Here is a 24,853-nt window from a genome sequence, read left to right as displayed (position 1 = left end):
GCCGCGACCGCGCGCCGGGCCTCGCCCGCAGCGACGGCCGAAGCGCCCCGCCGGGGGCGGACGAGGGATCGCGCCCGCCCCGGGGGGGCGCAGTCCGCGCGACCCTTCGGGGCGCTGCGGGCGGGGATCGCGGGGCGCGGATTCAGCGGGGGGAATCTGGAGCGGGTGATGGGAATCGAACCCACGTCATCAGCTTGGGAAGCTGAGGTTCTACCATTGAACTACACCCGCGTGCGCGCTCATTCTATGCATCGGCCGGGGGAGGCGGCAAGGGTCCGGATCGAGGCGGACCCCCCGCGGTAAGGGTTGCCGGAGAGGGCCGGTCTCATGGAGCGTGAACAGAGATGACACAGAACGACGAGGGCGACGCGCGAGCCCGCTTCGAGGCGCTGGTCCAGAGCTTCTCCGCGGACCTCTACCGCTACGCCTTCTGGCTGTGCCGGAACCGCGACACCGCCGAGGAGCTCGTGCAGGAGACCTTCCTGCGCGCCTGGCGCTCCATCGACAACCTGCGCGACGAGAAGGCGGCCAAGGGCTGGCTCTTCACCATCGTGCGCAGGGAGCATGCGCGGCTCTACGAGCGCAAGCGCCTGGACATGCTGGACGACCCCGACTTCGAGCGCGTGCCGGGGGCGAGGGGCTACGACACCAGCACCGAGGCCTTCGTCCTGCGGCGGGCCCTCGCCGAGCTGCCCGAGGACTACCGCGAACCCCTCGTGCTGCAGGTGATCGGCGGCTACACCGCCGAGGAGATCGGCCAGATGCTGGGGATCTCGGCCGGCGCCGTGATGACACGGCTGTTCCGTGCGCGCAAGAAGATGCGGGAGCTGCTCGAGGGTGACGCCGAGGCTTCCGCAGAGGTGAAGAAATGAACGCCGTGCCTCCCATCAGCTGTCTCGAGTTCCGCCGCCGCATCCTCGTGGATCCGCGCGACCGCGACCCCGCGCTCAGCGCGCACCGACGCGACTGTCCGGGCTGCCGCTCGGAGGCCGAGCGCATCGAGCGCCTCGAGGCCGCCCTCCACGAGGCCTGCAAGGTGCCGGTGCCGGAGGGGCTGTCGGCGCGCATCCTGCTTCGGCAGAGCCTGCGCGAGGAGGGCAGGCCGCGGGCCCGCCGCCAGCGCTGGCTGCAGGTCTACGCCCTCGCCGCCAGCGTCCTCCTGGTGGCGGGCATCCTCGGCGGCGGCTACTACCTGCAGCAGAGCCGCGAGGCCCCGGTGGAGCACATGGTGGCGGCCACCGTGGGCGAGCGCATGGCCGAGATCATGCGCGTGGCGGCGGGCACCGAAGCCGACGACCAGGTGGTGCGCAACATGTTCCGCGAGATCGGGGCGCAGCTGGTGGGCGACCTCGGACCGGTGGCCTACTGCGAGGTGACGCGGCTGCAGGGCCGCAAGGCCGGGATGCTGGTCTTCCGGGGCGCGCGCGGGCCGGTGACCGTGGTCTACCTCATGGGCGAGCAGGTCCCGCGCCGCGAGCCCATCCGCCACGACGGCCTCGAGGGCGTGATCTGGCCCGAGGGCAAGGGCAGCGTCGCCGTCCTCGGCCCCGCCGGCGAGTCCCTGGCGCCCTACGAGGAACGCCTGCGCCGCGCCGTGCGCTGGTACTGAACGCGCCCCGCCCTCCCCGCCGCCGCGGCCCGCCCGCGGCGGCGCGCCTGTTGTAGAATCCCCCCTTCGGCAATCCCTGCGCGCACCCGCATGGAGATCATCGTCAACGGAGAGGCCCGCAGCGTCGCCGACGAGCTCACCGTGGCCGGGCTCGTGCGCCTGCTCGGACTGGAGGGACGGCGGCTCGCGGTGGAGGTCAACCGCGAGATCGTGCCCCGCAGCGAACACCCGCACCGGCGCCTGCAGCCGGGCGACCGGGTGGAGATCGTCCACGCCATCGGCGGCGGCTGACGCCGCCCGCAAGCAAGAAGGGAGCCCCATGAACGCCGTCACCGACGCCCTGCCCGACGACCCGCTGATCATCGCCGGTCGCCGCTACCGCTCGCGCCTGCTCGTCGGCACCGGCAAGTACCGCGACCTCGAGGAGACCCGGGCCGCGGTGGAGGCCAGCGGGGCCGAGATCGTCACCGTCGCCATCCGCCGCACCAACATCGGCCAGAACCCGGACGAGCCCAACCTCCTCGACGTCCTCCCGCCCGACCGCTACACGATCCTGCCCAACACCGCGGGCTGCTACAGCGCCGAGGACGCGGTGCGCACCTGCCGCCTCGCGCGCGAGCTCCTCGACGGCCACAGCCTGGTCAAGCTCGAGGTCCTCGGCGACGAGAAGACCCTCTACCCGGACATCCCCGAGACCCTGCGTGCGGCCGAGATCCTGATCCGGGAGGGCTTCCAGGTCATGGTCTACACCAGCGACGACCCGGTCGCGGCGCGGCGATTCGAGGAGATGGGGTGCGTGGCGGTGATGCCGCTCGCCGCCCCCATCGGCTCCGGGCTCGGCATCCGCAACCCTTACAACATCCTCACCATCGTCGAGAACGCCCAGGTGCCCATCCTCGTGGACGCCGGCGTCGGCACCGCCTCCGACGCCGCCATCGCCATGGAGCTCGGCTGCGACGGCGTGCTCATGAACACCGCCATCGCCGGCGCCAAGCGCCCGGTGCTCATGGCCTCGGCCATGCGCAAGGCGGTGGAGGCGGGCCGCGAGGCCTATCTCGCCGGGCGCATCCCGCGCAAGCGCTACGCCGCGGCCTCCTCGCCCATCGACGGCACCTTCTTCTGAGCGGGAGCCGGCGGCACCCGTGACCGCGCCGACGCAGGAAGGCGGGCCGGCGCAGACCCGGCGCATCCGCAGCTTCGTCCGCCGCGAGGGGCGGATGACGGCGGCCCAGCGCCGGGCGCTGGCGACCCTGTGGCCGCGCTACGGCCTCGAGCCCCGGGGGGTGCTCGATCTCGACGCCGCATTCGGGCGCAGGGCGCGGCGCACCCTCGAGATCGGGTTCGGCAACGGCGAGGCGCTGCTCACGCTCGCCCGCACCGCCCTCGAGGAGGACTTCCTCGGCATCGAGGTCCACCGCCCCGGCGTCGGCCATCTGCTCCTCGGGCTCGAGCGCGAGGGCCTCGGCAACGTGCGGGTGATCTGCGACGACGCCGTGGAGGTGCTCTCCCGCCACCTGCCGGCGGCCTCCCTCGACCGGATCCTGATCTGGTTCCCGGACCCCTGGCCCAAGAAGCGCCACCACAAGCGCCGCCTCGTCCAGCCCCCCTTCGTGCGCGAGCTGCTGCGCGTGCTCCGCCCCGGGGGGCTTCTGCACCTCGCCACCGACTGGCCCGACTACGCCGAGCACATGGTGGCGGTGCTGGAGGCGGAGCCGGGCCTGATCAACCTCGAGGGGCCCGGCCGCTTCGCCCCGCGGCCGCCGTGGCGCCCACGCACCCGCTTCGAGGCCCGCGGCGAGCGCCTCGGCCATCCGGTCCTGGACCTCCTCTACCGCCGCCGCGAGGGCGCCTGATGGGCTAAGCTCGCGGGCGGAGGCCGAAGCACGGGAGAGCCGACATGAGCGAAGGCGTCCGCATCGAGGCCCTGGAGCTCGGGCCCATGGAGAACCTCGTCTACCTCGTCCAGGACGCGGCCAGCGGCCGCGCCGCGGTGGTGGACCCGGCGTGGGAGGTGGAGCGGGTCCTGGCGCTGGCCGGCGAGCGCGGCGTGCGCATCACCGACATCCTCCTCACCCACAGCCATCACGACCACGTCAACGGCATCGAGCGGGTGCTGGAGGCCACCGACGCCCAGCTCCACCTGCTGCGCGACGAGGCCCGCTTCTGGGGCGCGGAGCTGCCGCGACCGACCCTCCACCACGGCGGCGACCGCATCCGCCTCGGCGAGACCGAGATCGAGGTCCTGCACACCCCCGGCCACACCCCCGGCTCGGCCTGCTACCGGATCGGCGACCACCTCATCACCGGCGACACCCTCTTCGTCTTCGGCTGCGGCCGTTGCGACCTGCGCGGGGGTGATCCCGAGGCCATGTTCGCCACCCTGCGCCGCCTGCGCGACGGCCTGCCCGACGAGACCGTGATCCATCCCGGCCACCGCTACGCCGAGCCCGAGACCTCCACCCTGGGCGAGCAGAAGCGCGGCAACCCGTTCCTGCACTTCAACCGCCTCGAGGACTTCGTCCGCTACCGCATGGTGGAGCACGACCGCATCCGCAGCACCCCCTACCGGCCGGTGCCGCCGGAGGCGGTCCGCGGCCGCCGGTCGGGGCCGGATAACGCCCCCGGATGAGGGCATAGGAACAAAATAGTCAGCTTTTCACCCCCGATCTGCTATCAAGGGCCCATCACGGCGGCGCCGCGCAGCCTGCGGTGCCGTCCTCGCGCGTGCGGGAGGCTTCCGACGGCCCCGAGGCGGCGGCCGCGGCCCCCGTCGCGGCGACGGATCCAGGTGGACGGGAGGAAAGCGCGATGTCGGTCAAGCACCCCATCATCGCCGTCACCGGCTCCTCCGGGGCCGGCACCAGCACGGTCAAGGTGGCCTTCGAGCACATCTTCTACCGCGAGGGCATCGACGCGGTGGTGATCGAGGGCGACAGCTTCCACCGCTACGACCGCAACGAGATGCGGGAGAAGGTCAAGGAGGCCGAGCGGAAGGGCATCCCGTTCAGCCACTTCGGCCCTGCCGCCAACATCCTCGACAAGCTCGAGGAGCTGTTCCGCCAGTACAGCGAGACCGGCACCGGCCAGCGCCGCTACTATCTCCACAACGAGGAGGAGGCCGCCCCCTGGGGCCAGCCGCCCGGCACCTTCACCCCGTGGGAGCCCATCCCCGAGGGCAGCGACCTGCTGTTCTACGAGGGCCTGCACGGCGGCGTGGTCACCGACGAGGTCAACGTCGCGCAGTGGGTGGACCTGCTCATCGGTGTGGTCCCGGTGGTCAACCTGGAGTGGATCCAGAAGATCCACCGCGACTGCAAGAGCCGCGGCTACTCGCCGGAGGCGGTCACCGACACCATCCTGCGGCGGATGCACGACTACGTGCACTACATCACGCCGCAGTTCTCGCGCACCGACATCAACTTCCAGCGCGTGCCCACAGTGGACACCTCGAACCCCTTCATCGCCCGCGACATCCCCACGCCGGACGAGAGCTTCGTGGTGATCCGCTTCCGCGACCCGAAGAAGTTCGGGATCGACTTCCCGTACCTGCTGGCGATGCTCCACGACTCCTTCATGTCGCGGCGCAACACGATCGTCGTCCCCGGCGGCAAGATGGGCCTGGCGATGGAGATCATCCTCACCCCCATCATCCACGAGATGATGGAGCGGCGCCGGCGCGAGCTCTGACGCGGGCGGCCGCCCCCGGCAGCGGGGGCGGCTGCGCTACACTGGGGTCCCCGAGGCGGCCGGACGGCCCGCCGGGCATCACCGCAAGGCCGAGGAGGACCCCGATGGAACTGCGCCCCCTGGGCGAGACCGGCATCCGCGTCGGGCGCATCGCGCTCGGGACCATGACCTTCGGCGAGCAGAACAGCGAGGCCGAGGCCCACGCCCAGCTCGACCGCGCCGTGGATGCCGGCGTCAACCTCATCGACACCGCCGAGATGTACCCCATCCCGCCGGCGGCCGAGACCCAGGGCCGCACCGAGGCCATCATCGGCAGCTGGCTGCACCGCCGCCCCGGCATGCGCGGGCGCATCGTGCTCGCGACCAAGGTCAGCGGCCGGGCCGACTGGCTGCCCTGGATCCGCGACGGCAGCCCGCGCCTGACCCGCAGCCACATCCACCGCGCCATCGACGACAGCCTGCGCCGCCTGGGCACCGACCACGTGGACCTCTACCAGCTCCACTGGCCCGACCGCCACACCAACTTCTTCGGCCGCCTCGGCTACGAGCACGCGCCCGACGCGGACGAGACCCCCATCGAGGAGACCCTGGCCGCGCTGGAGGAGCTGGTCCGCGCCGGCAAGGTCCGCTGGGTCGGCGTCTCCAACGAGACCCCCTGGGGCGTCATGCGCTACCTGCGCGCCGCCGAGCGGCTCGGGCTTCCCCGCATCGTCTCGATCCAGAACCCCTACAGCCTGCTCAACCGCAGCTTCGAGGTGGGGCTCGCGGAGATCGCCCACCGCGAGGGGGTGGGTCTGCTCGCCTACTCGCCGCTCGCCTTCGGCGTGCTCACGGGCAAGTACCTCGACGGCGCCCGTCCGCCGGGGGCGCGCCTGACCCTGTTCGAGGACCGCGCCCGCTACACCCGCTACAGCACCCCGGAGGGCGAGGCCGCCACCCGCGCCTACGTGGCCCTCGCCCGCGAGCACGGCCTCTCGCCGGCGCAGATGGCCCTCGCCTACGTGCTGTCGCGGCCCTTCGTCACCGCCGCCATCATCGGCGCCACGACCCTGGCGCAGCTGGAGGAGAACCTGGGCGCGGAGGACCTCGTCCTGCCCCCCGAGGTCCTGGAGGGCATCGAGGCCATCCACCGCCGCCACCCCAACCCCTGCCCCTGAGGCCGCGGCGAGGACCCGTGCCGTCGCAGCGCCGGCGCATCCGCCCCCTCCATGACTGGGACGTCGATCCCGCCGAGGCGGCGGCCATCCAGCGGGCGCTCGCGCCACGGGTGGTGCGCGAGGACCGCCTCGGCGAGATCCGCCTCGTCGCCGGCATCGACGTCGGCTTCGAGGCGGCCGGTGGCGTCACCCGCGCCGCGGTGGCGGTGCTGTCCTGGCCCGGGCTGGAGCCGGTGGATCAGGCGCTCGCGCGCCGGCCCACCACCTTCCCCTACGTCCCGGGGCTGCTGTCCTTCCGCGAGATACCCGCGGTGCTGGAGGCGATGGCGGCGCTGCGGCAGTGGCCGCATCTCGTCCTCTGCGACGGCCAGGGGCTTGCGCACCCCCGCCGCTTCGGCCTCGCCTGCCACCTGGGCCTCGTCCTGGACCTGCCCGCGATCGGCGTCGCCAAGTCGCGCCTCGTGGGGACGCACGGCCCGCTCCCGCCCCGGCGCGGCGCCTGGGTCCCCCTCACCGAGGGCGAGGAGGTGATCGGCGCCGTGGTCCGCACGCGCGACGGCGTGCGCCCCCTCTATGTCTCCATCGGTCACCGGATCTCGCTCGCCAGCGCGGTGGACTGGGTGCTGCGCTGCGCCCCGCGCTACCGCCTGCCCGAGACCACGCGGCAGGCCCACCGCCTGGCCTCGCCGCCCCGGGCGCCGGCTACCGGTAGTCGCCGACGAAGTCCCGCGCCTCCTTGAGGCCGGCCTCGGCGGCGCGGCGGATCCAGCGCATGCCCTCCTCGGGGTCCTTGTCGATGCCGCTGCCCGTGAGATAGAGGAGCCCGAGCTGGAAGGCCGCATCGGCGTGGCCCTGCTCGGCCGCCCGCCGATACCAGCGCGCCGCCGCCTCCTGCGCGGTGCCCTCCTCGGGCTCGGCGTAGCCGTAGGCGTAGAGATAGCCCAGCCGGAAGGCGCCGTCGGCGTCCCCGGCCTCGGCGGCGCTGCGGAACCAGCGCAGGGCCTCGCCCTCGTCCTCCGCCACCCCCTGGCCGTTGAAGTACATGATGCCGAGCCGCACCTGCGCCCGCGCATCCCCCGCGTCGGCCAGCGGCTTGAAGAGGGCGAAGGCGCGTTGGTAGTCGCCGCGCGTGAAGGCAGCCACCCCGTCCTCGTAGGGTCCCGCCCATGCCGCGCCCGCGGCCGCGAGACCGAGCATGAGCGCCAAGCAACGCATCCGCTGCATCGATCCTCTCCCGTGCAACGAGACGTCTCCCGCGCCTATTCTCCCACACGCAGCAGCAGCCCGTCGCGGCGGGCGACGCGGAAGGCGGCGAGGAAGAGGCCCGCGCCGAGGGCGAGCCAGAGGGCGTCGAGGAGGAGCGCCGTGCCCATGAGGCCGGCGTCGAAGCGGGCCTCGAACAGCAGCGCACGCATCCCCTCGAAGACGTGGCTCGAGGGCAGCACCCAGGCCACCGGACGCAGCCACTCGGGAAGCACCGAGACGGGGTAGTAGATCCCGCTCACCGGGGCGACCGCGAAGATGGCCACCCAGGCCATGCTCTCGGCGCCGAGGCCGTAGCGCAGCACGAGGGCGGAGACCATCAGGCCGATGGCCCAGCCCATCACCAGGAGGCAGGCGAAGAAGGCCACCAGGGCCGGCCCCATGGAGAAGATCGAGTAGTGGTAGAGGGGGATGGCCAGCAGCGCCGCGGTGCCGACGCCGATCAAGGTGCGCACGAGGCTGATGACGAGGAAGGCCGCCACCAGCTCCTGCGGGCGCAGGGGGCTGACGAAGAGGTGGCCCAGATTGCGCGAGTGCATCTCCTCCATGAAGGCGAGGGAGACGCCGAGCTGGCCGCGGAAGAGCACCTCCCAGAGCAGCACCGCCGCGATCAGCGCCCCCGCCGCCTGCACCAGCCAGGTGCTGTTGGTGAGCAGGAAGCGGGTGATGAAGCCCCACAGCACCATCTGCACCGTCGGCCAGTAGGCGAGCTCGAGCAGCCGCGGCCAGGAGCGGCGCATGAGGTAGAGGTAGCGCAGCACCATGGCGGCCACCCGGCGCGCCGGCGACCCCCTCACGGCACCGCCTCCGCGCGCCTGCCGCGGGCGATGTCGAGGAAGACCTCCTCGAGGTCGCGCCGCCCGTAGCGGGCCAGCAGCTCGCGCGGCGTGCCGCGGTCGACGATGCTCCCGGCGCGCATCATCAGCACCTGGTCGCACAGCCGCTCCACCTCCGGCATGTTGTGGGAGGCGAGCAGGATCGTCGCCCCGCTCTCGCGCCGGTACTGGAGCAGCAGCCCGCGCAGGCGGTCCGCCGTGTCCGGGTCGAGCGAGGCCGTGGGCTCGTCCAGGAGCAGCACCTCGGGCCGGTTCAGCAGCGCCTTGGCCAGCCCCACCCGCGTGCGCTGGCCGGCCGAGAGCGTCCCGTGGGGCCGATGCAGCAGCGGGCCGAGATCGAACAGCTCCGCCAGCTCCTCGATGCGGCGGCGCACGTCCGCGAGCCCGTAGAGATGGCCGAAGACGGTGAGATTCTCCCGCACCGTCAGCCGCTGGGGCAGGTCCACGTAGGGCGAGGAGAAGTTCATCCGCGACAGCACGCGGTGGCGCTCGCGGCGCATGTCCGCGCCCAGCACCCGCACCTCGCCGGCGCTCGGCTCGAGCAGCCCGAGCAGCATCGCCAGGGTCGTGGTCTTGCCCGCGCCGTTGCCGCCGAGCAGCGCGCACACCGTACCGTGCGCGATGCCGAAGCCGACCCCGTCGACGGCCACCACGTCGCCGTAGCGCTTGGTCAGGCCGCGGACCTCGATGGCGGCGGCACGCAGGGGCGAGGCAGAGGCGGGCATGGGACGATTCTAGCGGGCCCGCAGGGCGGCGACGAAGCGGCCGAGGCCGCGCGTGCGGCAGCGCCGCGCGGCGAGCGCCGCCCCTTCCCGCGCCGCCGTCACCGCGTCCGCGCCCCGCGCCAGCGCGGCCACGAGCCCGGCCTGGAAGACGTCGCCGGCGCCGAGGGTGTCGGCGGGACCCGCCACCGGCTCCCCCGCCACCCGCACCACGCGGCCGTCGGCGAGCCGCACCGCGCAGCCCTCCGCCCCCCAGGTCGCCACCACCACCGCGCCCGGGGCGAGCCCCGCGAGGCGGGCCGCGGCATCCTCCGGCCCGCGCGCGCCGCGGCCCTCCGCGAAGGGGCGCGAGAAGACCGCCACCGCCGCCTCGGCGAGCAGCGCCTCGAGCCCCGGCCGCTCCTTCTCCACCTCCACCGAGACCGCCACCCCGGCCTCGCGCAGCCCCGCCACAAGGCCCGCCTGGATGCGGCCGTCGCGGGCCTCGATGTGGGCCCACCCCCACCGGGGGCCGGCCAGCGCGGCGAGGGCCTCGGCGGGGTATTCGGGCAGGGCGCGGTGGTGGACGATGGTGCGGGTACCGGCGCCGCGGTCGAGGAGCACCGCCGACAGCGCCTGACCGGGTGCCGCCAGCGCGTGCGCGAGCTCCACCCCGGCCAGCGCCCCGCGCACCAGCCCCTCCCAGGGCGGCCCCGGCAGCACCGCCGCCAGCGCCACCTCGCGGCCGAGGGCGGCGAGGACGCGGGCGACGTTGGCGCCGTTGCCGCCCACGTCGAGCCAGGCCCCATCCGCCCGCACCTCCTCGTCCGGGCGCGGCAGCGGCGCCACCTCGAGGACGAGGTCCACCACCACGTTGCCCACGACGAGGATCGGCCCGCGCGCCATCTCAGCGCAGGCGCACGAGCCGGAAGCCGATGTTCTCCGCCCGCACGTCGGGCGCGAAGCGCTCGCGCACGGTCACGCGCAGGTTCTTGGCGGCGCTGGTGAAGGAGCCCCCGCGCACGACCCGCTCCGCGCACCCCGGCTCCTCCCAGGGCCGCCCGTCCGCAGGCGCCCCCTCGTAGCTCGGGTGATAGCAGTCCTGCACCCACTCGGCCACATTCCCGGCGGTGTCGTGCAGGCCGAAGGGGTTGGCCGGGAAGCTTCCCACCGCCACCGGGCGGGCGCCGTCGAAGGGATTGCCGCAGTTGAAGCAGTTGGCGTTGCCGACCCCGATGAAGCTGCCCCACCAGTAGATGCCGCCGGTGCCGGCGCGGGCCGCATACTCCCACTGCGCCTCGCTGGGCAGGCGGTAGACGTGGCCGGTCTCCTGCGAGAGCCACGCCGCATAGGCCGCGGCATCCTCCCACGAGACGTTGATCACGGGCTGACGCCCGCGGCCCCAGCCCTCGTCGTCCGGCAGCGGCCGCCCCGTGGCCTGGGCGAAGCGGTCGTAGTCCTCGAAGGTGACCTCGGTGCGGCCGACGGCGAAGGCGGCCAGGCGCACCTCGTGCGCCGGGCGCTCGTTGAGGTAGGGCTCGTCCTCGCCGCTGCCCATGACGAAGCGGCCGCCGGGGATCTCCACCATCTCGGGCCCGAGCCCGCCGTTGCGCAGCGGGTCGCGGAAACGCCGGCCGGGGCGTGCCCGCGCCTCGGCCGGCGGAGCGCTCCGCGGCGGGGCCGGCGCCGCCCGGGCCGCCGGCCGCGGCTCCGGCGCAGGCTGCGGGCCGGCGCGGCCCGGCTCCTCCGCCGGCGGCGCCGGCGGTGCCGCCACGTCGGCCGCATCCGGCAGGCGCACGAGCCCCGCGCGCCAGGCCCACAGGGCACCCGCCGCCACCGCCGCCGCCACCGCCGCCGTCACCGCCACCGCCAGCGCCGCCGCCACCCTGCGGCGTCCGGGTGTGCGGGCCGCCGCGGCCCCTCGGCGCTCGGCGGCGCGGACCTGCGAGCGCAGCTGCGCCTGCAGCCGGCTGGTCTCCGCCTCCAGGCGGCGGCGGATCTCCTCCTCGGCCTCGCTGCGCGCGGCCTTGAGCTCGCGCTTGAGGGCCTCGGCCTCCTGGTGGGCGCGCTGGATCACCTCCACCGCCTCACGCCGGGCCTGCGCCACCTCCTGCTCGGCCTCCTTGCGCGCCCGCCAGAGCTCCTCCTTCTCCACCTCCAGCTCGTGGATGCGGTCGGTGGCGGCGGCGAGCTCGGCGGCGAGCCGCCGCACCTCGGCCTGCTGCTCGTCGAGCGAGCGCTCCAGCTCGGCGGCGCGCTGCTCGGCCCGCGCGCGCGCGGCCTCCGCCTCCCGCAGCGCCTCCTCCAGCTCGGTCGCCGACCGAAGCTCCCCGGCCTCGGCCGCGAGACGCTCGCGCTCGGCCTCGACGGCCTCGAGCCGCTCCCGCAGCGCCTCGAGCTCGCGCCGCGCCGCCTCCGCCTCGTCGGCGCGCCGGCGCAGCGCCGCCGCGGCCTCCTCCTGCCCGCGGCGCGCCTCGTCCGCCTCGCGCCGCGCGCGGTCCATGTCGGAGGCGGCCTGCGCCCGCGCCTCCCGCAGCCGCGCCAGCTCCTCCTCGAGGCGGGCCACCTCCTGCTGCGAGGCCACCCAGGCGGCCTCCATCTCGTCGTGGCGCCGGCGCAGCCGCTCGGCCTCCGCCCGCGCCTCGGTCAGCGCGGCGTCGCGCGCGGCCGTGTGCGCGGCGGCCGCTTCCTCGAGGGCGCGCCGCTCCCCCTCGAGGGTCTCCTTGAGCTGCGCGAGCCGCTCGGCCTCCGCCCTCGCGCGGGCCTGCTCGGCCCGCACCTCCTCCATCGCCCGGCGCGCCTCCTCGAGGAGCCGGCGCGCCTCCTCCTCGGCCGCCCGCCGGGCCTCGGCGAGCACCCGCCCGGCCTCCTCCTCGGCCCGCCGCCGCAACGCCTCCGCCGCCTCGTCCGCCGCCCGCGGCGCGGCCGCGGCCTGCGGCTTGACCACCGGCCCTTCCTCGTGCGGACGGGCGCTGCTCAGGAACACCTCCGGTGGCAGGGCCTGGAGGCCGCCGGCGAGGACATGGGCCTCGTAGCCCTTCTCGCTGAGGATGAAGGCGGCCACCGCACTGCGGCGGCCGGTGTCGCAGTAGATCACGTACGGGCGCCCGCGCTGGAGCCTCGAGAGCTGCAGCCGCAGCGCCGGGAGGGGGATGTTGATGCTGCCCGCGATGTGGGCGTTGGCGTGCTCGTCGGGCAGGCGCACGTCGAGCCACGCCCCGCCGGAGGCGACGATGGACTCGCCCTTGTAGTAGTCCACCGCGTTCTGCAGCGGATCGCGGATGAGCTGGACGAAGTCCTTCTTGGCCAGGCGCATGAGGTGGCCGTCGGTGAGCATGCGCACGGTGGCGTTGCGCCGCTCGTCGGCGACGAGCGCCTCCTCGCCGAAGCCGTCGCCCTCGCCGAGCTCGGCCAGGCGCACCTCGGGGGCGCCGGGCGAGGGCCTGCGCAGGACCACCGCCCGCCCCTTGCGGATGTAGTAGTAGTAGTCGCCCTCCTCCCCCTGGCGGACCACCACGTCGCCGGCGCGCACGCGCACGTCCTCCATGCGCATGATGATCTGCTGGATGTTGGCCGGCGGCAGCTTGAGGAAGACGCGGTTCTGCAGCATCCGCGTCATCCAGTCGCCGTCGTCCTCGGCGATCTCCTCCACCTCGTACTGGTGGTCGGGCGACTGATCCCAGGTGAGGAGCATGTCCAGCAGCGCCGTCTCCACCGCCAGCACCCGCGCCGGCGTGCGGGCGGTGGCGGTGACCTGGCGCGGCTGATGCTGGGCGAGGGGGTGGCGGGCGGTGGCGGTGCCCGCGCGCACCTGCACCCGGCCGCCGCGGCCGTCGGTGAGCTCGATCTCGCCCTCGAGGAGGTAGAGGGTGCGGCCGTCGCGCTCGCCGCGGCGGAAGAGGACGTCGCCCGGGGCGAGCGCGAGGAGCTCGGCCTTCTCCGCGAGCTGGCGGCGGCTGCCCGCCGAAAGGCCGTTCACCGGCACCAGCTCGCCCAGCAGCCGCTCGTCGATCCGGGACTCTCCGGCCACGCTCCTGCTCCCGGGGGAAGGGGACGCCCGGCCGCTCATCCGTCGCACCCGCCGCCGCCGTCCCCTACAATCGAGGCCGATTGTAGGGCATGCCCCCGGGGGACGCACCCGCGATGCCGCCACGCCGCCCGCCGCTGGGTGCCGTCGCCGCCGGCCACCCGGCCACAGCCGAGGCCGCCGTCGAGGCGCTGCGCGCCGGCGGCAACGCCTTCGACGCCGCGATCGCGGCGCACCTGGCCGCCTGCGTGGCCGAACCGGTGCTCGCCTCCCTCGGCGGCGGCGGCTATCTTCTCGCCGCCCCGGCGCGCCGCCCGCCCGTGCTCTACGACTTCTTCGTCCACACCCCGCGGCGCCGGCGCCCCGCGCACGAGGTGGACTTCCATCCCATCGTCGCCGACTTCGGCACCACCACCCAGGAGTTCCACATCGGCCTCGGCGCCGCCGCCACCCCGGGCACGGTGGCGGGGCTGTTCGCCATCCACCGCGATCTCGCGCGCCTGCCGCTGGCGAGGCTGGCCGAGCCCGCCCTCGCACTGGCGCGCCGCGGCGTGCGCCTGAACGCCTTCCAGGCCTACGTCTTCGACATCGTCGGCGTAATCTATCTGGCCACGCCGGGTGCGCGCGCGGTCTTCGCCCATCCGCGGGCGCAGCCGCCGCGCCTTCCCCGCCGCGGCGAGCTGCTGCGCATGCCGGCGCTCGCCGACACCCTGGAGGCGCTGGTGCGCGAGGGCGAGGGGCTGTTCTACCGCGGCGAGATCGCCCGCCGCATCGCCGCGCTCTCGGCCGAGGCCGGCGGCCATCTGCAGGCCGAGGACCTCGCCGCCTACCGCGTCGTGCGCCGCACACCCCTCACGCTCGCCTACCGCGACGCCCGCCTCCACACCAACCCGCCGCCATCCTGCGGCGGCGCCCTCGTCGCCGGCGCCTTGGCGCATCTTGCGCGCACCCCGCCCGCGCCCTTCGGCAGCCGCGCCGAGGCCCTGCGTCTGCAGGCGGCGCTGGCCGCCGCCGACGCCCGGCGGCGGCGTCACGGCGCCGACGCCGAGGCCCTGCTCGCCGACGCCCTCGCCGCACCCCAGGCCCGGCGGGGCACCACCCACGTGAGCATCGCCGACGCCGAGGGCAACCTCGCCGCCCTCACCGTCACCAACGGCGAGGGCTGCGGCCACGTGGTGCCGGGCACCGGGATCATGCTCAACAACATGCTGGGCGAGGAGGATCTCAACCCCGGCGGCTTCCACCGCTGGCCCACCGACCGGCGCATGGGCTCGATGATGGCGCCGAGCCTGCTCGCCCGAGACGGGACCGTCGTCGCCTTCGGCTCCGGCGGCTCGAACCGGATCCGCTCGGCGCTTCTGCAGTTCGCGGTCAACCTGGTCGACCATCGGATGTCCCTCGCGGCGGCCGTGGACGCCCCGCGCATGCACTGCGAGGGCGGCCGCATCGACCTCGAGGCGGGCTACGACCCGGAGGCCGTGGCGGCCCTCGAGGGCGCCGGGGCGCTGCGCCTGTGGGCCGAGCGCAACCTCTTCTTCGGCGGAGTGCACGCGGTCCTTTGCGACCGCGGCCGCCTCGCCGCCCACGGCGATCCCCGCCGCGGCGGCGTGGGCCGCATCGTGCGCGCGCGCAGACGCCGTTGACCCGCCCTGCAATGTGCTATGTTTAGCGCCAAAAAAACGTGAGCCGCATCGCAGCAGGCTCCGTGCAGAGCCCACGACACCACCAAGGGAGCAGCCCATGGCCGCGAAGAAGAAGACGACCACCCGCAGCGCCGCGAGCACGAAGAAGACCCCTGCGCTCCGCCGGACCCGAGCCGCCGCCGCGAAGGCCGCCCCCCGCAAGCCCGCCACCGGCGCCATCGCCGAGAAGCAGACCAAGGCCCAGGTGATCGCGGCCATCGCCGAGGAGACGGGCCTGACCCGCGCGCAGGTGGGCGCCGTGTTCGAGAGCCTGGCCAGCCTCATCCACCGCCACATGAAGCCGCGCGGCTCGGGCGAGTTCACCATCCCCGAGACGGGCGTGCGCATCCGCCGCGTGCGCCGGCCGGCGACCAAGGCGCGCACGGGGCGCAACCCGCGCACCGGCGAGCCGATCCAGATCCCCGCGAGGCCGGCCCAGAACGTGATCCGCCTCACCGCCCTCAAGGCGCTGAAGGACGCGCTCGCAAAGAAGTGAGCCGGGGCGGCGGCCGCGGAGCCGCCGCCCTCAGCCGCCTGCGGGCCCCTCCCCCGCTGCCTCCAGCTTGGCCTGGATGAAGGCCGCGTGGGGCACGTGCAGCAGCTCGGCGACGCGGCGGATGATGTGCTCCTCGTAGCGGTCGATGCGCCCGTCGGCGTAGGCCACCCGCCACATGAGGCCGATCAGGCGCGCCCGCTCCTGCGGGCTCCAGTGCGCGTTCACCAGGGCGGTGTGCTCGTAGAGCGAGACCGCACTCTCCGCCGCGGCCACGGCCTCCTCCACCAGGGCCGCGGCCTCGCCGGCGTCGAGCCCGAAGGTGCGTGCCACCAGGGCGGCGAGCGCCCGCCGCTCCGCCTCGGCGATGTCGAGGTCGGCCCGCGCCGTCTCGGCAAGCAGCACGGCGGCGGCAAGACGCAGCCGCCGCTCGGCATCGAGCCCCTCGGCCGCGGCCTCCTCCGGGACGAAGATGCGCCGCAGGCGCGAGAGCACCGCCGCCCTCACTCCGTGGGCAGGGGCTGCGGCTCGGCGCTCTCCCAGATGCGGCGGCCGCAGACGTTGACGAAAGGTCCGTGCACGCCGTTGAAGAGGTGCACGTGCGCCGCCTCGAGGGCGGCGGCGTCGGTGCCGGTGTCGCCGTAGGTGGCCCGCTCCTCCTCGAGCACCGCCCGCTCCAGCCGCTCCACCGCCTCGGCCGGGCTCGTCCCCTCGAAGTAGCTGCGCAGCAGCGGATCCTCCGCCTGCGCGAGCTGCCTTGCGCGGCGCCGCACCAGCAGCTTGATGGCCTGGCTCGAGGCCGAGCGGAAGGCGCCGGCGCGGATCACCAGGTGACGGCTCCGCCCGGGCTGGACCGCCCACTGCTCGATGGCGTGCTTGGAGTGGCCCATGGCGCCGTAGGTGATGCGCTGGTGGCGCAGGGTGAAGAAGGTCGAGTAGGCGACCAGGGTGCCCACCTCGAAGCGCTGCTCGATGCGCGGCAGCGGATCGAAGGAGAGCCGGTTGGACTGCGCGATCTGCTCCGGGGTCGCCTCCCGGATCGGGAACCCCACCTCGCCCATCGCGGTGGCGAAGAAGCACCAGTCGAAGCGCTCGCCGGCCTCGCGGGCCACCGCCTCCAGGGTCTGCGGCTCGGCGGCGTCGCCGAAGACCAGCCGGTCGACGCCCTCCACCGCCTCGACGCTGCCCGGCCGGCCGTACCAGACCCCCGTGACCTCGGCCTCCTCGCCGAAGAACCGCCGCACCGCGCGGATCGCGGCCCCCCCGGCCACGCCCGTCGCCCCGATGACGAGAAACCGCCTCATCGCGCCTCCCCCGGTTGCCTCTGCCCTGGCCGGGCCATTCTGCCACAGCCCCGGGCCGCGGCGCCCCTCAGCGGCCGTAGATCTCGCTCTCGGGGTAGAAGGCGAGCCAGGCGAAGGCGAAGTGCACGCCGCCCGGCGCCGGCGCAAGGCGCCGTCCCGCCAGCGGCCCTGCGACGGCGCGGCCGAAGAGGTCCCAGAGGCTTGTGGTCTCGCGGTCGCGGTAGCGCCCGGGGCCGACGGCCTCGAAGTGCAGCCGCCGCCCGCCGAGGCGGGCGGAATACGCCGCCGCCACCGGCACCGCCCGGGCGCGGGCGATCGCCTCGGCGTCGAGGGCCGAGCGCGCGCTGCGCCCGGCGAAGATCACCACCGGCTCGCCGCCCACCTCGTCCTCGATCACGGCCCGCTCGCGCAGGACCCGCTCCGGGTAGAGGCGGTGCACGCCGCCGAGGCTGACCGCGAGCACCCGCTCCATCGCCGGCAGGCGCGGATCGGCCGGGTCGCGCAGCAGGAACGGCTGGTTGCCGATGCGGTCGTAGCCGCGGTAGGGGTTGCGGCCGTAGGGGCGGCGGAAGCCGGTGCGCCGCGACAGCACCCGCCCCCGGGGGTGGGCGGCGGCGAAGTCGGCGAAGGCCACCACGGCGGACGGGAGCTGGCGCAGCACGGCGCCGGTGTAGCGGCCCACGATGGCCTCGCCGGTGAGCTGCTGCCACCAGCTCTCGCTCTGGCGGTCGTACATGACCAGGTCGCTGCGCCGCAGCAGCCCCGTGGTGCCGAAGTCCAGCACCTCCCCCCCGACGCGGCGGTCGAAGACGATGGAGGCGTTGCACAGGGGGCAGAAGGTCACCGCCACGGGGACGCCGGCGACGGTGTCGTTGACGATCTCGTGCCAGATGAGGACCTGCAGCGGATAGGCCCGCGCCTCGCCCCCGATCACGAGGGCGATCACCGGCTCCTCGCGCTCGAGCCAGGAGGCGGCCTCGGCCACGGCCTCGAAGCGCGGCCGGTCGATGGCCGGGATCCCGTCCTTGGGCGGCCCGCCCGGCAGGATCTCGCCGAGGTCGATGCGGCGGCGCGCGAAGTCGGTGCGCGGCCAGGCGGCGATGAGGGCGGGATCGGCCTCGAGGGCGCCAGCAGGCGGCGCCGCGGCGGCGAGCAGCGGCAGCAGCAGGGTGCAGAGGATCCGGCGCATGGACGCGCCTCCCGGCAGGGGTCTCCCGAGGAAGACCGCCCGCGCGCCCCGGGTCTTACCGCTCGCGCAGCCGCGGCATCAGCTCGACGAAGTTGCACGGCCGCGTGCGCGCGTCGAGCTGCTCGCGCAGGATGCGGTCCCAGGCGGTGCGGCAGGCCCCGGACGAGCCCGGCAGGCAGAAGACCCAGGTGCCGTTGGCGACCCCGGCGAGGCAGCGCGACTGCAGCGCGGCGGTGCCGATCTCCTGCAGGGAGACGGCGCGGAAGAGCTCGCCGAAGCCCTCCAGGGTCTTGTCCAGCAGCGGCGCCACCGCCTCCGGCGTGCCGTCGCGGCCGGTGACCCCAGTGCCGCCGGTGGTGATCACCGCGTCCACCTCCGGGTCGGCGATCCAGGCCGCCACCACGGCGCGGATGCGGTAGATGTCGTCCGGGACGATGCGCCGCTCGGCGAGGAGGTGGCCCGCCGCCTGCAGCCGCTCCACGAGGGTGCGGCCGGAGGTGTCGGTCTCCTCGGTGCGGGTGTCCGAGACCGTGAGCACGGCGATGCGCACGGGAACGAAGGCGCGGTCCTGTCCGCTCATGGCTGCCCTCCGCGACGAGGCCCTGGCGAGGCCGTGATGGTAGCGCGCGGACGGCAGGCTATCATGCCCCGGTCCGACGAGGGAGAAGCCCGCATGGAAGGGACCGGGTCGCATGCCCCGCGCCGCCTCCTCGCGCTGCTGCTCCTCGCCGGGGCGGCGGCGGCGCTGTGGTGGCAGGCGCGGCCGGTGCCGCCCGCGGTGGAGCTGGTGCGCGTCGGCCGCGGCGTGGTGGAGGCGACGGTGGCCAACACCCGCGCCGGCACCGTGGAGGCGGTGCGCCGCGCGCGCCTCGCCCCGCCCGTGGGCGGGCAGGTGGCGCGGCTCCTCGTGCGCGAGGGCGAGCGGGTGGCGGCCGGCGCGCTGCTCCTCGAGCTGCGCAACGACGATCTCGCCGCCCGCCTCGCCCTCGCCCGCCGCGAGGCCGAGGCCGCCCGCGCCCGCGCCGAGGAGGCCTGCAGCCGCGCCGCCACCGCCCGCCGCGAGGCCGACCGCCAGCTGCGCCTGCACGCGCAGGGGCTCGTCGCCGAGGAGGTGGCGGAACGGGCCGCGGGCGAGGCCCGTGCCGCCGAGGCCGCCTGCCGCGCCGCCGAGGCCGGCGCCCGCGTCGCCGAGGCGCGCATCGCGGTGGCCGAGGCCGAGCTCGAGCGGACCCGGCTGCGCGCCCCCTTCGCCGGTGTCGTGGCCGAGATCAACGCCGCGCTCGGCGAGTACGTCACCCCGTCGCCGCCGGGGGTGCCGACCCCGCCGGCGGTGGACCTCATCGACGACGGCGACCTCTACGTCAGCGCCCCCATCGACGAGGTGGATGCGGCCGGGGTCGCCCTGGACATGCCGGTGCGGGTGACCCTCGACGCCTTCCCGGGACGGACCATCCCGGGGCGCGTGCGTCGCATCGCCCCCTACGTCCTCGACCGCGAACGGCAGGCCCGCACGGTGGAGGTGGAGGTGGCGCTGGAGGACCGGACGGGGCTGCTGCCCGGCTACAGCGCCGACGTGGAGATCGTGCGCGCCCGCCGCGAAGGGGTGCTGCGCATCCCCGCCGAGGCGGTGCTCGAGGGGCGACGGGTGCTGGTCTTCGACGAGGCCGCGGGCGTCCTGCGCGCGCGCGAGGTGCGCATCGGCCTCGGCAACTGGGCCTGGGTGGAGGTGCTGGAGGGTCTGCGCGAGGGCGAGCGCATCGTCCACCGGCCCGGCCAGGAGGGGCTCGGCGACGGCGTCGCCGTGCGCCCGCGCGGGCCGCGATGATCCGCCTCGAGGGCGTGAGCCGCACCTTCCGGGTCGGCGGCGAGCCGGTGCACGCCCTGCGCGGGGTCGACCTCGCCGTCGAGGCCGGCGAATACGTCGCCATCATGGGGCCGTCGGGCTCGGGCAAGTCGACGCTGCTGCACATCCTGGGCCTGCTGGATCGCCCGAGTGCCGGCCGCTACCTCCTCGACGGGGCCGACGTCGGCGGCCTCGACGACGACGCCCGCGCCGCCCTGCGCCTGCGCCGCATCGGCTTCGTCTTCCAGTTCTTCCACCTGGTGCCGCGGCTGAGCGCCGCCGACAACGTCGCCCTGCCCCTGGTGCTGGCCGGCGTCGCACCGGCGGCGCGGCGCCGGCGCGTGGCCGAGGCGCTCGCCGGCGTCGGCCTCGCCCACCGCGCCGCCCACCGCCCGGACGAGCTCTCGGGCGGGCAGCGCCAGCGCGTCGCCATCGCCCGCGCCACCATCCTGCGCCCGGCGCTGCTGCTCGCCGACGAGCCCACCGGCAACCTCGACCGCGCCACCGGGCGCGAGGTCCTGGCGCTGCTCGAGCGGCTCCACGGCGAGGGCCTCACCCTCGTGGTGGTCACCCACGACCCCGCCATCGGCGGGCGCGCCCCGCGCCTGATCCGGCTCGAGGACGGGCGCATCGTGGAGGACCGCCGGCGGTGAGGGCGGCGGACGTCCTCGCCTGGGCCGCCGCCGCCCTGCGCGGCCACCGCCGCCGCAGCCTCCTCACCCTCGCCGCCACCGCCGTCGGGGTCGCGGCGGTGGTGCTCCTCGCCGCCCTCGGCGAGGGGACCCGCCGCTTCGTGGTGGATCGCTTCACCGCGCTCGGCACCCACCTGGTGGTGGTCCTGCCCGGGCGCAGCGAGACCGTGGGCGGGCCGCCGCCGCTCATCGCCGAGACCCCGCGCGAGCTCACCCTCGCCGACGCCGCCGCGGTGGCGCGGCTGCCGCCGGTGCGGCGGGTGGCGCCGGTGGTGGTGGGCTCGGCCCCGGCGGCGGCGGGCGGGCGCGAGCGCGAGGCCACGGTGGTGGGCACCACCGCCGAGATGCGGCCGATCCGGCGCCTGCGCCTCGCCGCCGGGCGCTTCCTTCCCCCCGGCACGGCGGCACGCCCGGTGTGCGTCCTCGGCGCGACGCTGGCGCGCGAGCTCTATCCCGGCACGCGCGCGGTGGGGCGCTGGCTGCGCCTCGGTGAGCGCCGCTGCCGGGTGATCGGCATCCTCGCGCCGGAGGGGCGGAGCCTCGGCCTCGACTTCGACGAGGTGGTGCTGGTGCCGGTGGCCTATGCGCAGGCGCTCTTCGATCGCAGCGGGCTCTTCCGCATCCTCGCCGAGGCCCGCGACCGCGCCGCCCTGGCGCCGGCGCGCCGGGCCATCGAGGGCCTGATCGGGCGCCGCCACGGCACCCTGGACGTCACCGTGATCACCCAGGACGCCGTGGTGGCCACCTTCGACCGCATCCTCGCCCTCCTCACCCGGGTGGTCGCCGCCATCGCCGCCGTGAGCCTGCTCGTCGCCGGCATCCTCACCATGAACGTGATGCTGGTGGCGGTGGCCCAGCGCCGTGCCGAGATCGGCCTCCTGCTCGCCCTGGGGGCGCGGCGGCGCACGGTGCTCGCCCTGTTTCTCGCCGAGGCCGCGCTGCTCAGCCTCGCCGGCGCCCTCGCCGGCCTCGCCCTCGGCCACCTGGGCGGCTGGGTGCTGGCGCGGCTGCTGCCGTCGCTGCCGCTGGCGGTGCCGGCGTGGGCGGCCGTGGCGGGCCCGGCCACCGCCCTCGCCGCCGGGGCCGGCCTCGGGCTGCTGCCGGCGCGGCGCGCCGCCCGCCTCGACCCGGTGGCGGCGCTGGCGGGGCGCTGAGCGGTGCGCGCCGCCGACGCCGTCGCCCTCGTCGCCGGCAGCCTGCGGGCCTGGCGCGCGCGCAGCCTCCTCACCGCCCTCGGCATCGCCGTGGGGGTGGCGGCGGTGGTGGTCCTGACCAGCCTCGGGGAGGGCCTGCGCCGCTACGTCCTGGCCGAGTTCACCCAGTTCGGCACCCATCTCGTGGCGGTGGTGCCGGGGCGCACCACGACCCTGGGCATCTCCGGGGCCGTGATCAACACGGTGCGGCCCCTCACCCTGGAGGACGCCGAGGCGCTGGAGCGGCTGCCGGAGGTGGCGGCGGCGGTGCCCTTCGTGCAGGGCAACGCGGCGGTGGAGGCGGGTGGGCGCTCGCGGCGGGTGCTCGTCTTCGGGGCCGACGCCGACCTGCCCGCGGTGTGGCGCTTCGCCGTCGCCGCAGGCCGCTTCCTGCCCGCGGATCCCCCCCGGCGGGCGCGCCCCTTCGCGGTCCTCGGGGCCCGCGTGCGCGCGGCCCTCTTCCCGGCGGTCAACCCCCTCGGGCGGCGCGTGCGCATCGGCGGCGAGCGCTACCGCGTCGTCGGGGTCATGGCGCCCAAGGGGCAGTTCCTCGGCTTCGACCTCGACGATGCGGTCTACATCCCGGTGGGGCGGGCCCTCGCCATGTTCGATCGCGAGGGCCTGATGGAGGTGGATCTCCTCTACCGGCCGGAGCTGGCCGTGGAGCGGGTCACGGCGGCGGTGCGCCGCCTGCTCCTGGCACGGCACGGGGGCGAGGACTTCACCCTCGTGACCCAGACGCAGATGCTCGAGGTCCTGGGCTCGGTCCTCGAGGTGCTGCAGCTTGCGGTCGCAGCCCTCGGCGCCATCTCCCTCCTCGTCGGCGGCGTCGGCATCCTCACCATCATGACCATCGGGGTCGCCGAGCGCACCGCCGAGGTGGGACTGCTGCGTGCCTTGGGCGCGAGGCGCGGCCAGATCCTCGCCCTCTTTCTCGGCGAGGCCGCCGCGGTGGCCCTCGCCGGGGCCGCCGCCGGCATCGCCGGCGGGCTGCTCCTCGCGCTCTCGGCGGCGCGGCTGCTGCCGGGGCTGCCGGTGCACGTGCCCTGGGGCTATCTCGCCGCGGCCGCCGCCACCGCCCTCGCCATCGGCCTCGCCGCCGGCGTGTGGCCGGCGCGGCGCGCCGCCCGCCTCGACCCGGTGGAGGCCCTGCGCGGCGAGTAGGGGCTCAGCCGGCCAGCCGGGTGCGCACCTCCACCTCGCCGTGCAGGGTGCGGTGCACCGGGCAGCGGTCGGCGATCTCGAGCAGGCGCTGCCGCTGCGTCTCGTCCAGCGCCCCTTCGAGGACGATCTCGCGCTCGATGCGGTCCACCATGCCGTCCTTCTCCTGGCAGCGCTCGCAGTCGCGGGCGTGGATCTTGGCGTGGTCGAGACGCACCTCCACCGCCTCCAGCGGCCAGCCCTTGCGGTCGGCGTACATGCGCAGGGTCATGGCGGTGCAGGCGCCGAGGGCCGAGACCAGGAGATCGTAGGGGTTCGGCCCGCGGTTGCCCCCGCCGACGCGCACCGGCTCGTCGGCGAGCAGGGCATGGCCGTTGGCGCAGATCTCGGTCAGGTAGCGCTCGCGGCCGATGCGGGCCACCACCTGGTTGACGGCGGGCTCGGCCTCGGCCTGCTCCTCGGGGTGGTGTTCCAGGTAGCGCGCGGCCCAGGCCGCGATCACGGTGCCGACGTAGCGCGAGTCGGCCTCGTCGCTGAGCAGGTGATCGGCGCGGTCCAGGGAGACGAAACTCTTCGGGTGCTTGGCGGCCTGGAAGATGCGCGCCGCGTTGTCGATGCCCACCACGGTGTCGCGGGGCGAGTGCAGGATCAGCAGCGGCCGGCGCAGGGCGGCGACGGCCGCCGGCAGGTCCACCGCCTCCAGGTCCTCCAGGAAGCGGCGGCGGATGCGGAACGGGCGCCCCGCAAGCCGCACCTCGGCCTCGCCCTCGCGCCGGATCACCTCCACCGCATCGCCCAGGAGATGGGTCACGTGCGCCGGGTCGGCGGGCGCGCCGATGGTGGCCACCGCCGCCGCCTCCGGCACGCGCGCCGCGGCCGCAAGCACCGCCGCACCGCCCAGGGAGTGGCCGACGAGGATGCGCGCCGGGCCGTGCTCGGCGGCGAGGTACTCGGCGGCCGCGACGAGGTCCTCGACGTTGGCGAGAAAGCCCGTCCCCGCGAACTCGCCCTCGCTCTCGCCGAGGCCGGTGAAGTCGAAGCGGAGCGTGGCGATGCCCTGCCGCGCCAGCGCCGCGGCGATGTGCGCCGCGGCCTTGAGGTTCTTGCCGCAGGTGAAGCAGTGGGCGAAGAGCGCGTAGGCCACCGGCCGCCCCAGCGGCCGGTCGAGGACGGCGCCCAGGCGCTCACCGCGGCCGTTGTCGAACTGGAGCCGGATCGATCGCGTCATGACACCTCCTCCCCCGCAGCAAAGGCCGGGATCTCGAACTCGTGGCGGCACTCGCCCACCGCCTCGCCGCGGCCGTCCCAGGTGCGCTCCACGAGGCAGGCCCGCCCCTCCCGGTCCACCACCAGGACCGTGGAGCAGCGCGTGCCGTAGTCGGCGCCGACGATGAAGAGCGGTGAAAGCCGCCGCTCCCGTTCGGGGCCGACGCCGGTATCCGGCAGCGCCTCCGGGGGCGCCTCGCGACGGTCGGCAAGCAGCGCCATCAGCGCCTCGACCCGCGGGCCCTCGCCCGCAAGCAGCGCCCGCAGGCCCTCCCGCCCCCTGCGCACCTTGGGCCAGGGGGCGTCGAGGCGGCCGTTGCTGAGGCCGTGCACCCCCGGGGCGAGGGCGTGGATGCCGTGGCCGCGGTTGGAGCCGTAGAGGACCTCGTCGGGGGTGGCCACGAGCAGGTTGAAGCCGCCGTAGGCCGCCCCCCCGGCGAGGGCCTCGGCGAGGAAGGCCCGCGGCGGCGCATCGCCGAGGAGGTAGCGGGCGACGAGTTCGCCGCGCGAGCGCGGATGCCGCCCGCGCCGGCCCTCGCGGACGTTGGTCACCGCGGCCCAGCGCCCGTCGCGGCGCACCCCCAGCCAGGTCCCGCCGGCGGCGAGGTCGCGCCCGGCGAGCACCCGCGCGTCCTCGCGCCACCATGCCGCCGGCGCCGCCGGGCGGTCGCGGAACTCGTCGCGGTTGGCGGCGATGACGAGGGGCCAGCGCGGGTGGGCGCGGTGGGCGACGAGGATCAGGCACATGGG

General features: G+C 75.5%; 26 protein-coding genes and 1 tRNA gene. 15 read left to right on the top strand and 12 right to left on the bottom strand.

Annotated elements, in window-relative coordinates; all coding sequences use genetic code 11:
* Nucleotides 1-157 precede the first annotated feature (157 nt).
* Nucleotides 158-231: transfer RNA gene (locus tag EDC57_RS02610), tRNA-Gly, on the bottom strand.
* A gap of 113 nt (nt 232-344) precedes the next feature.
* Between EDC57_RS02610 and EDC57_RS02605 the strand changes: the two genes are divergently transcribed.
* The 9 genes from EDC57_RS02605 (at nt 345) to nfi (ending at nt 7,193) form a co-directional block, all read left to right on the top strand.
* Nucleotides 345-872, top strand: a complete 528-nt coding sequence (locus tag EDC57_RS02605; RefSeq protein WP_123399963.1) for a sigma-70 family RNA polymerase sigma factor — start codon at nt 345-347, stop codon at nt 870-872.
* A complete protein-coding gene (locus EDC57_RS02600) occupies nt 869-1,609 on the top strand; it encodes a DUF3379 family protein (RefSeq protein WP_123399961.1) in 741 nt (246 codons plus the stop codon). The genes EDC57_RS02605 and EDC57_RS02600 overlap by 4 nt, the downstream gene beginning before the upstream one ends.
* Nucleotides 1,610-1,699: 90 nt before the next feature.
* A complete protein-coding gene (gene thiS, locus EDC57_RS02595) occupies nt 1,700-1,900 on the top strand; it encodes a sulfur carrier protein ThiS (RefSeq protein ID WP_123399959.1) in 201 nt (66 codons plus the stop codon).
* A 28-nt stretch (nt 1,901-1,928) separates the two neighbouring features.
* A complete protein-coding gene (locus EDC57_RS02590) occupies nt 1,929-2,732 on the top strand; it encodes a thiazole synthase (RefSeq protein WP_123399957.1) in 804 nt (267 codons plus the stop codon).
* A 19-nt stretch (nt 2,733-2,751) separates the two neighbouring features.
* The gene (gene trmB / locus EDC57_RS02585; protein WP_123399955.1) at nt 2,752-3,462 is read left to right on the top strand and encodes a tRNA (guanosine(46)-N7)-methyltransferase TrmB; all 711 of its coding nucleotides are present in this window, start codon (nt 2,752-2,754) and stop codon (nt 3,460-3,462) included.
* A 44-nt stretch (nt 3,463-3,506) separates the two neighbouring features.
* Nucleotides 3,507-4,238 (top strand): MBL fold metallo-hydrolase, encoded by a 732-nt coding sequence (locus EDC57_RS02580; protein WP_211331856.1) that lies wholly within the window; start codon nt 3,507-3,509, stop codon nt 4,236-4,238.
* A gap of 179 nt (nt 4,239-4,417) precedes the next feature.
* Nucleotides 4,418-5,296: a phosphoribulokinase gene (locus EDC57_RS02575; protein WP_123399953.1), complete on the top strand. Its 879-nt coding sequence runs from the start codon at nt 4,418-4,420 to the stop codon at nt 5,294-5,296.
* A gap of 104 nt (nt 5,297-5,400) precedes the next feature.
* Nucleotides 5,401-6,453, top strand: coding sequence for an NADP(H)-dependent aldo-keto reductase (locus tag EDC57_RS02570; RefSeq protein ID WP_123399951.1), 1,053 nt, complete (start codon nt 5,401-5,403; stop codon nt 6,451-6,453).
* Between the two features lie 17 nt (nt 6,454-6,470).
* Nucleotides 6,471-7,193, top strand: coding sequence for a deoxyribonuclease V (nfi, locus tag EDC57_RS02565; protein ID WP_281272246.1), 723 nt, complete (start codon nt 6,471-6,473; stop codon nt 7,191-7,193).
* On the opposite strand, the gene EDC57_RS02560 is transcribed toward nfi, so the two are convergent.
* Genes EDC57_RS02560 through EDC57_RS02540 form a run of 5 tightly spaced genes read right to left on the bottom strand, consistent with a single transcriptional unit; the run spans nt 7,156 to nt 13,283 of the window.
* Nucleotides 7,156-7,677 (bottom strand): tetratricopeptide repeat protein, encoded by a 522-nt coding sequence (locus EDC57_RS02560; protein WP_123399949.1) that lies wholly within the window; start codon nt 7,675-7,677, stop codon nt 7,156-7,158. The genes nfi and EDC57_RS02560 overlap by 38 nt on opposite strands.
* A gap of 35 nt (nt 7,678-7,712) precedes the next feature.
* Nucleotides 7,713-8,513, bottom strand: coding sequence for an ABC transporter permease (locus tag EDC57_RS02555; RefSeq protein WP_245995106.1), 801 nt, complete (start codon nt 8,511-8,513; stop codon nt 7,713-7,715).
* The gene (locus EDC57_RS02550) at nt 8,510-9,277 is read right to left on the bottom strand and encodes an ABC transporter ATP-binding protein (protein WP_123399947.1); all 768 of its coding nucleotides are present in this window, start codon (nt 9,275-9,277) and stop codon (nt 8,510-8,512) included. The genes EDC57_RS02555 and EDC57_RS02550 overlap by 4 nt, the downstream gene beginning before the upstream one ends.
* Nucleotides 9,278-9,286: 9 nt before the next feature.
* On the bottom strand, nt 9,287-10,159 hold the full coding sequence (locus tag EDC57_RS02545; RefSeq protein WP_123399945.1) for a PfkB family carbohydrate kinase: 873 nt from the start codon (nt 10,157-10,159) through the stop codon (nt 9,287-9,289).
* Nucleotide 10,160: 1 nt separating this feature from the next.
* Nucleotides 10,161-13,283: an SUMF1/EgtB/PvdO family nonheme iron enzyme gene (locus EDC57_RS02540; protein WP_170165012.1), complete on the bottom strand. Its 3,123-nt coding sequence runs from the start codon at nt 13,281-13,283 to the stop codon at nt 10,161-10,163.
* Between the two features lie 113 nt (nt 13,284-13,396).
* Between EDC57_RS02540 and EDC57_RS02535 the strand changes: the two genes are divergently transcribed.
* Together EDC57_RS02535 and EDC57_RS02530 are read left to right on the top strand one after the other, a co-directional pair.
* A complete protein-coding gene (locus EDC57_RS02535) occupies nt 13,397-14,923 on the top strand; it encodes a gamma-glutamyltransferase (RefSeq protein ID WP_123399941.1) in 1,527 nt (508 codons plus the stop codon).
* A 97-nt stretch (nt 14,924-15,020) separates the two neighbouring features.
* The gene (locus EDC57_RS02530) at nt 15,021-15,458 is read left to right on the top strand and encodes an HU family DNA-binding protein (RefSeq protein WP_123399939.1); all 438 of its coding nucleotides are present in this window, start codon (nt 15,021-15,023) and stop codon (nt 15,456-15,458) included.
* A gap of 30 nt (nt 15,459-15,488) precedes the next feature.
* Here EDC57_RS02530 and EDC57_RS02525 read toward each other — a convergent pair whose 3' ends face one another.
* From EDC57_RS02525 to moaB, 4 genes are all read right to left on the bottom strand, one after another.
* Entirely contained in the window at nt 15,489-15,950 is a 462-nt protein-coding gene (locus EDC57_RS02525) for a tellurite resistance TerB family protein (RefSeq protein WP_123400888.1), read from the bottom strand.
* 8 nt (nt 15,951-15,958) lie between these two features.
* Complete coding sequence (locus tag EDC57_RS02520; RefSeq protein ID WP_123399937.1) at nt 15,959-16,759, bottom strand: hypothetical protein; 801 nt, start codon at nt 16,757-16,759, stop codon at nt 15,959-15,961.
* Nucleotides 16,760-16,826: 67 nt separating this feature from the next.
* Nucleotides 16,827-17,948 carry a DUF3179 domain-containing protein gene (locus tag EDC57_RS02515; protein ID WP_123399935.1) on the bottom strand — a complete coding sequence of 374 codons (1,122 nt, stop codon included), beginning with the start codon at nt 17,946-17,948 and terminating at the stop codon, nt 16,827-16,829.
* 55 nt (nt 17,949-18,003) lie between these two features.
* Complete coding sequence (gene moaB, locus EDC57_RS02510; RefSeq protein ID WP_123399933.1) at nt 18,004-18,528, bottom strand: molybdenum cofactor biosynthesis protein B; 525 nt, start codon at nt 18,526-18,528, stop codon at nt 18,004-18,006.
* A gap of 93 nt (nt 18,529-18,621) precedes the next feature.
* Between moaB and EDC57_RS02505 the strand changes: the two genes are divergently transcribed.
* From EDC57_RS02505 to EDC57_RS02490, 4 genes are read left to right on the top strand one after another with little or no spacing between them, the layout of a single operon-like run.
* Nucleotides 18,622-19,773 carry an efflux RND transporter periplasmic adaptor subunit gene (locus tag EDC57_RS02505; protein WP_123399931.1) on the top strand — a complete coding sequence of 384 codons (1,152 nt, stop codon included), beginning with the start codon at nt 18,622-18,624 and terminating at the stop codon, nt 19,771-19,773.
* Entirely contained in the window at nt 19,770-20,444 is a 675-nt protein-coding gene (locus EDC57_RS02500) for an ABC transporter ATP-binding protein (RefSeq protein WP_123399929.1), read from the top strand. Before EDC57_RS02505 ends, EDC57_RS02500 begins: the two co-directional genes overlap by 4 nt.
* A complete protein-coding gene (locus EDC57_RS02495) occupies nt 20,441-21,637 on the top strand; it encodes an ABC transporter permease (RefSeq protein ID WP_123399927.1) in 1,197 nt (398 codons plus the stop codon). Before EDC57_RS02500 ends, EDC57_RS02495 begins: the two co-directional genes overlap by 4 nt.
* Nucleotides 21,638-21,640: 3 nt before the next feature.
* Nucleotides 21,641-22,840: an ABC transporter permease gene (locus EDC57_RS02490; RefSeq protein ID WP_123399925.1), complete on the top strand. Its 1,200-nt coding sequence runs from the start codon at nt 21,641-21,643 to the stop codon at nt 22,838-22,840.
* A 4-nt stretch (nt 22,841-22,844) separates the two neighbouring features.
* Here EDC57_RS02490 and EDC57_RS02485 read toward each other — a convergent pair whose 3' ends face one another.
* Complete coding sequence (locus tag EDC57_RS02485; RefSeq protein WP_123399923.1) at nt 22,845-24,065, bottom strand: bifunctional alpha/beta hydrolase/OsmC family protein; 1,221 nt, start codon at nt 24,063-24,065, stop codon at nt 22,845-22,847.
* On the bottom strand, nt 24,062-24,850 hold the full coding sequence (locus tag EDC57_RS02480; RefSeq protein ID WP_123399921.1) for an NRDE family protein: 789 nt from the start codon (nt 24,848-24,850) through the stop codon (nt 24,062-24,064). The genes EDC57_RS02485 and EDC57_RS02480 overlap by 4 nt, the downstream gene beginning before the upstream one ends.
* Between the last annotated feature and the right edge of the window lie 3 nt (nt 24,851-24,853).

Source organism: Inmirania thermothiophila (assembly GCF_003751635.1).
In the GTDB taxonomy this organism is placed as follows: Bacteria; Pseudomonadota; Gammaproteobacteria; order DSM-100275; family DSM-100275; genus Inmirania; species Inmirania thermothiophila.
Note: the sequence above shows the minus strand (reverse complement) of the source record. Positions and strands in the feature narration are given on the sequence as shown.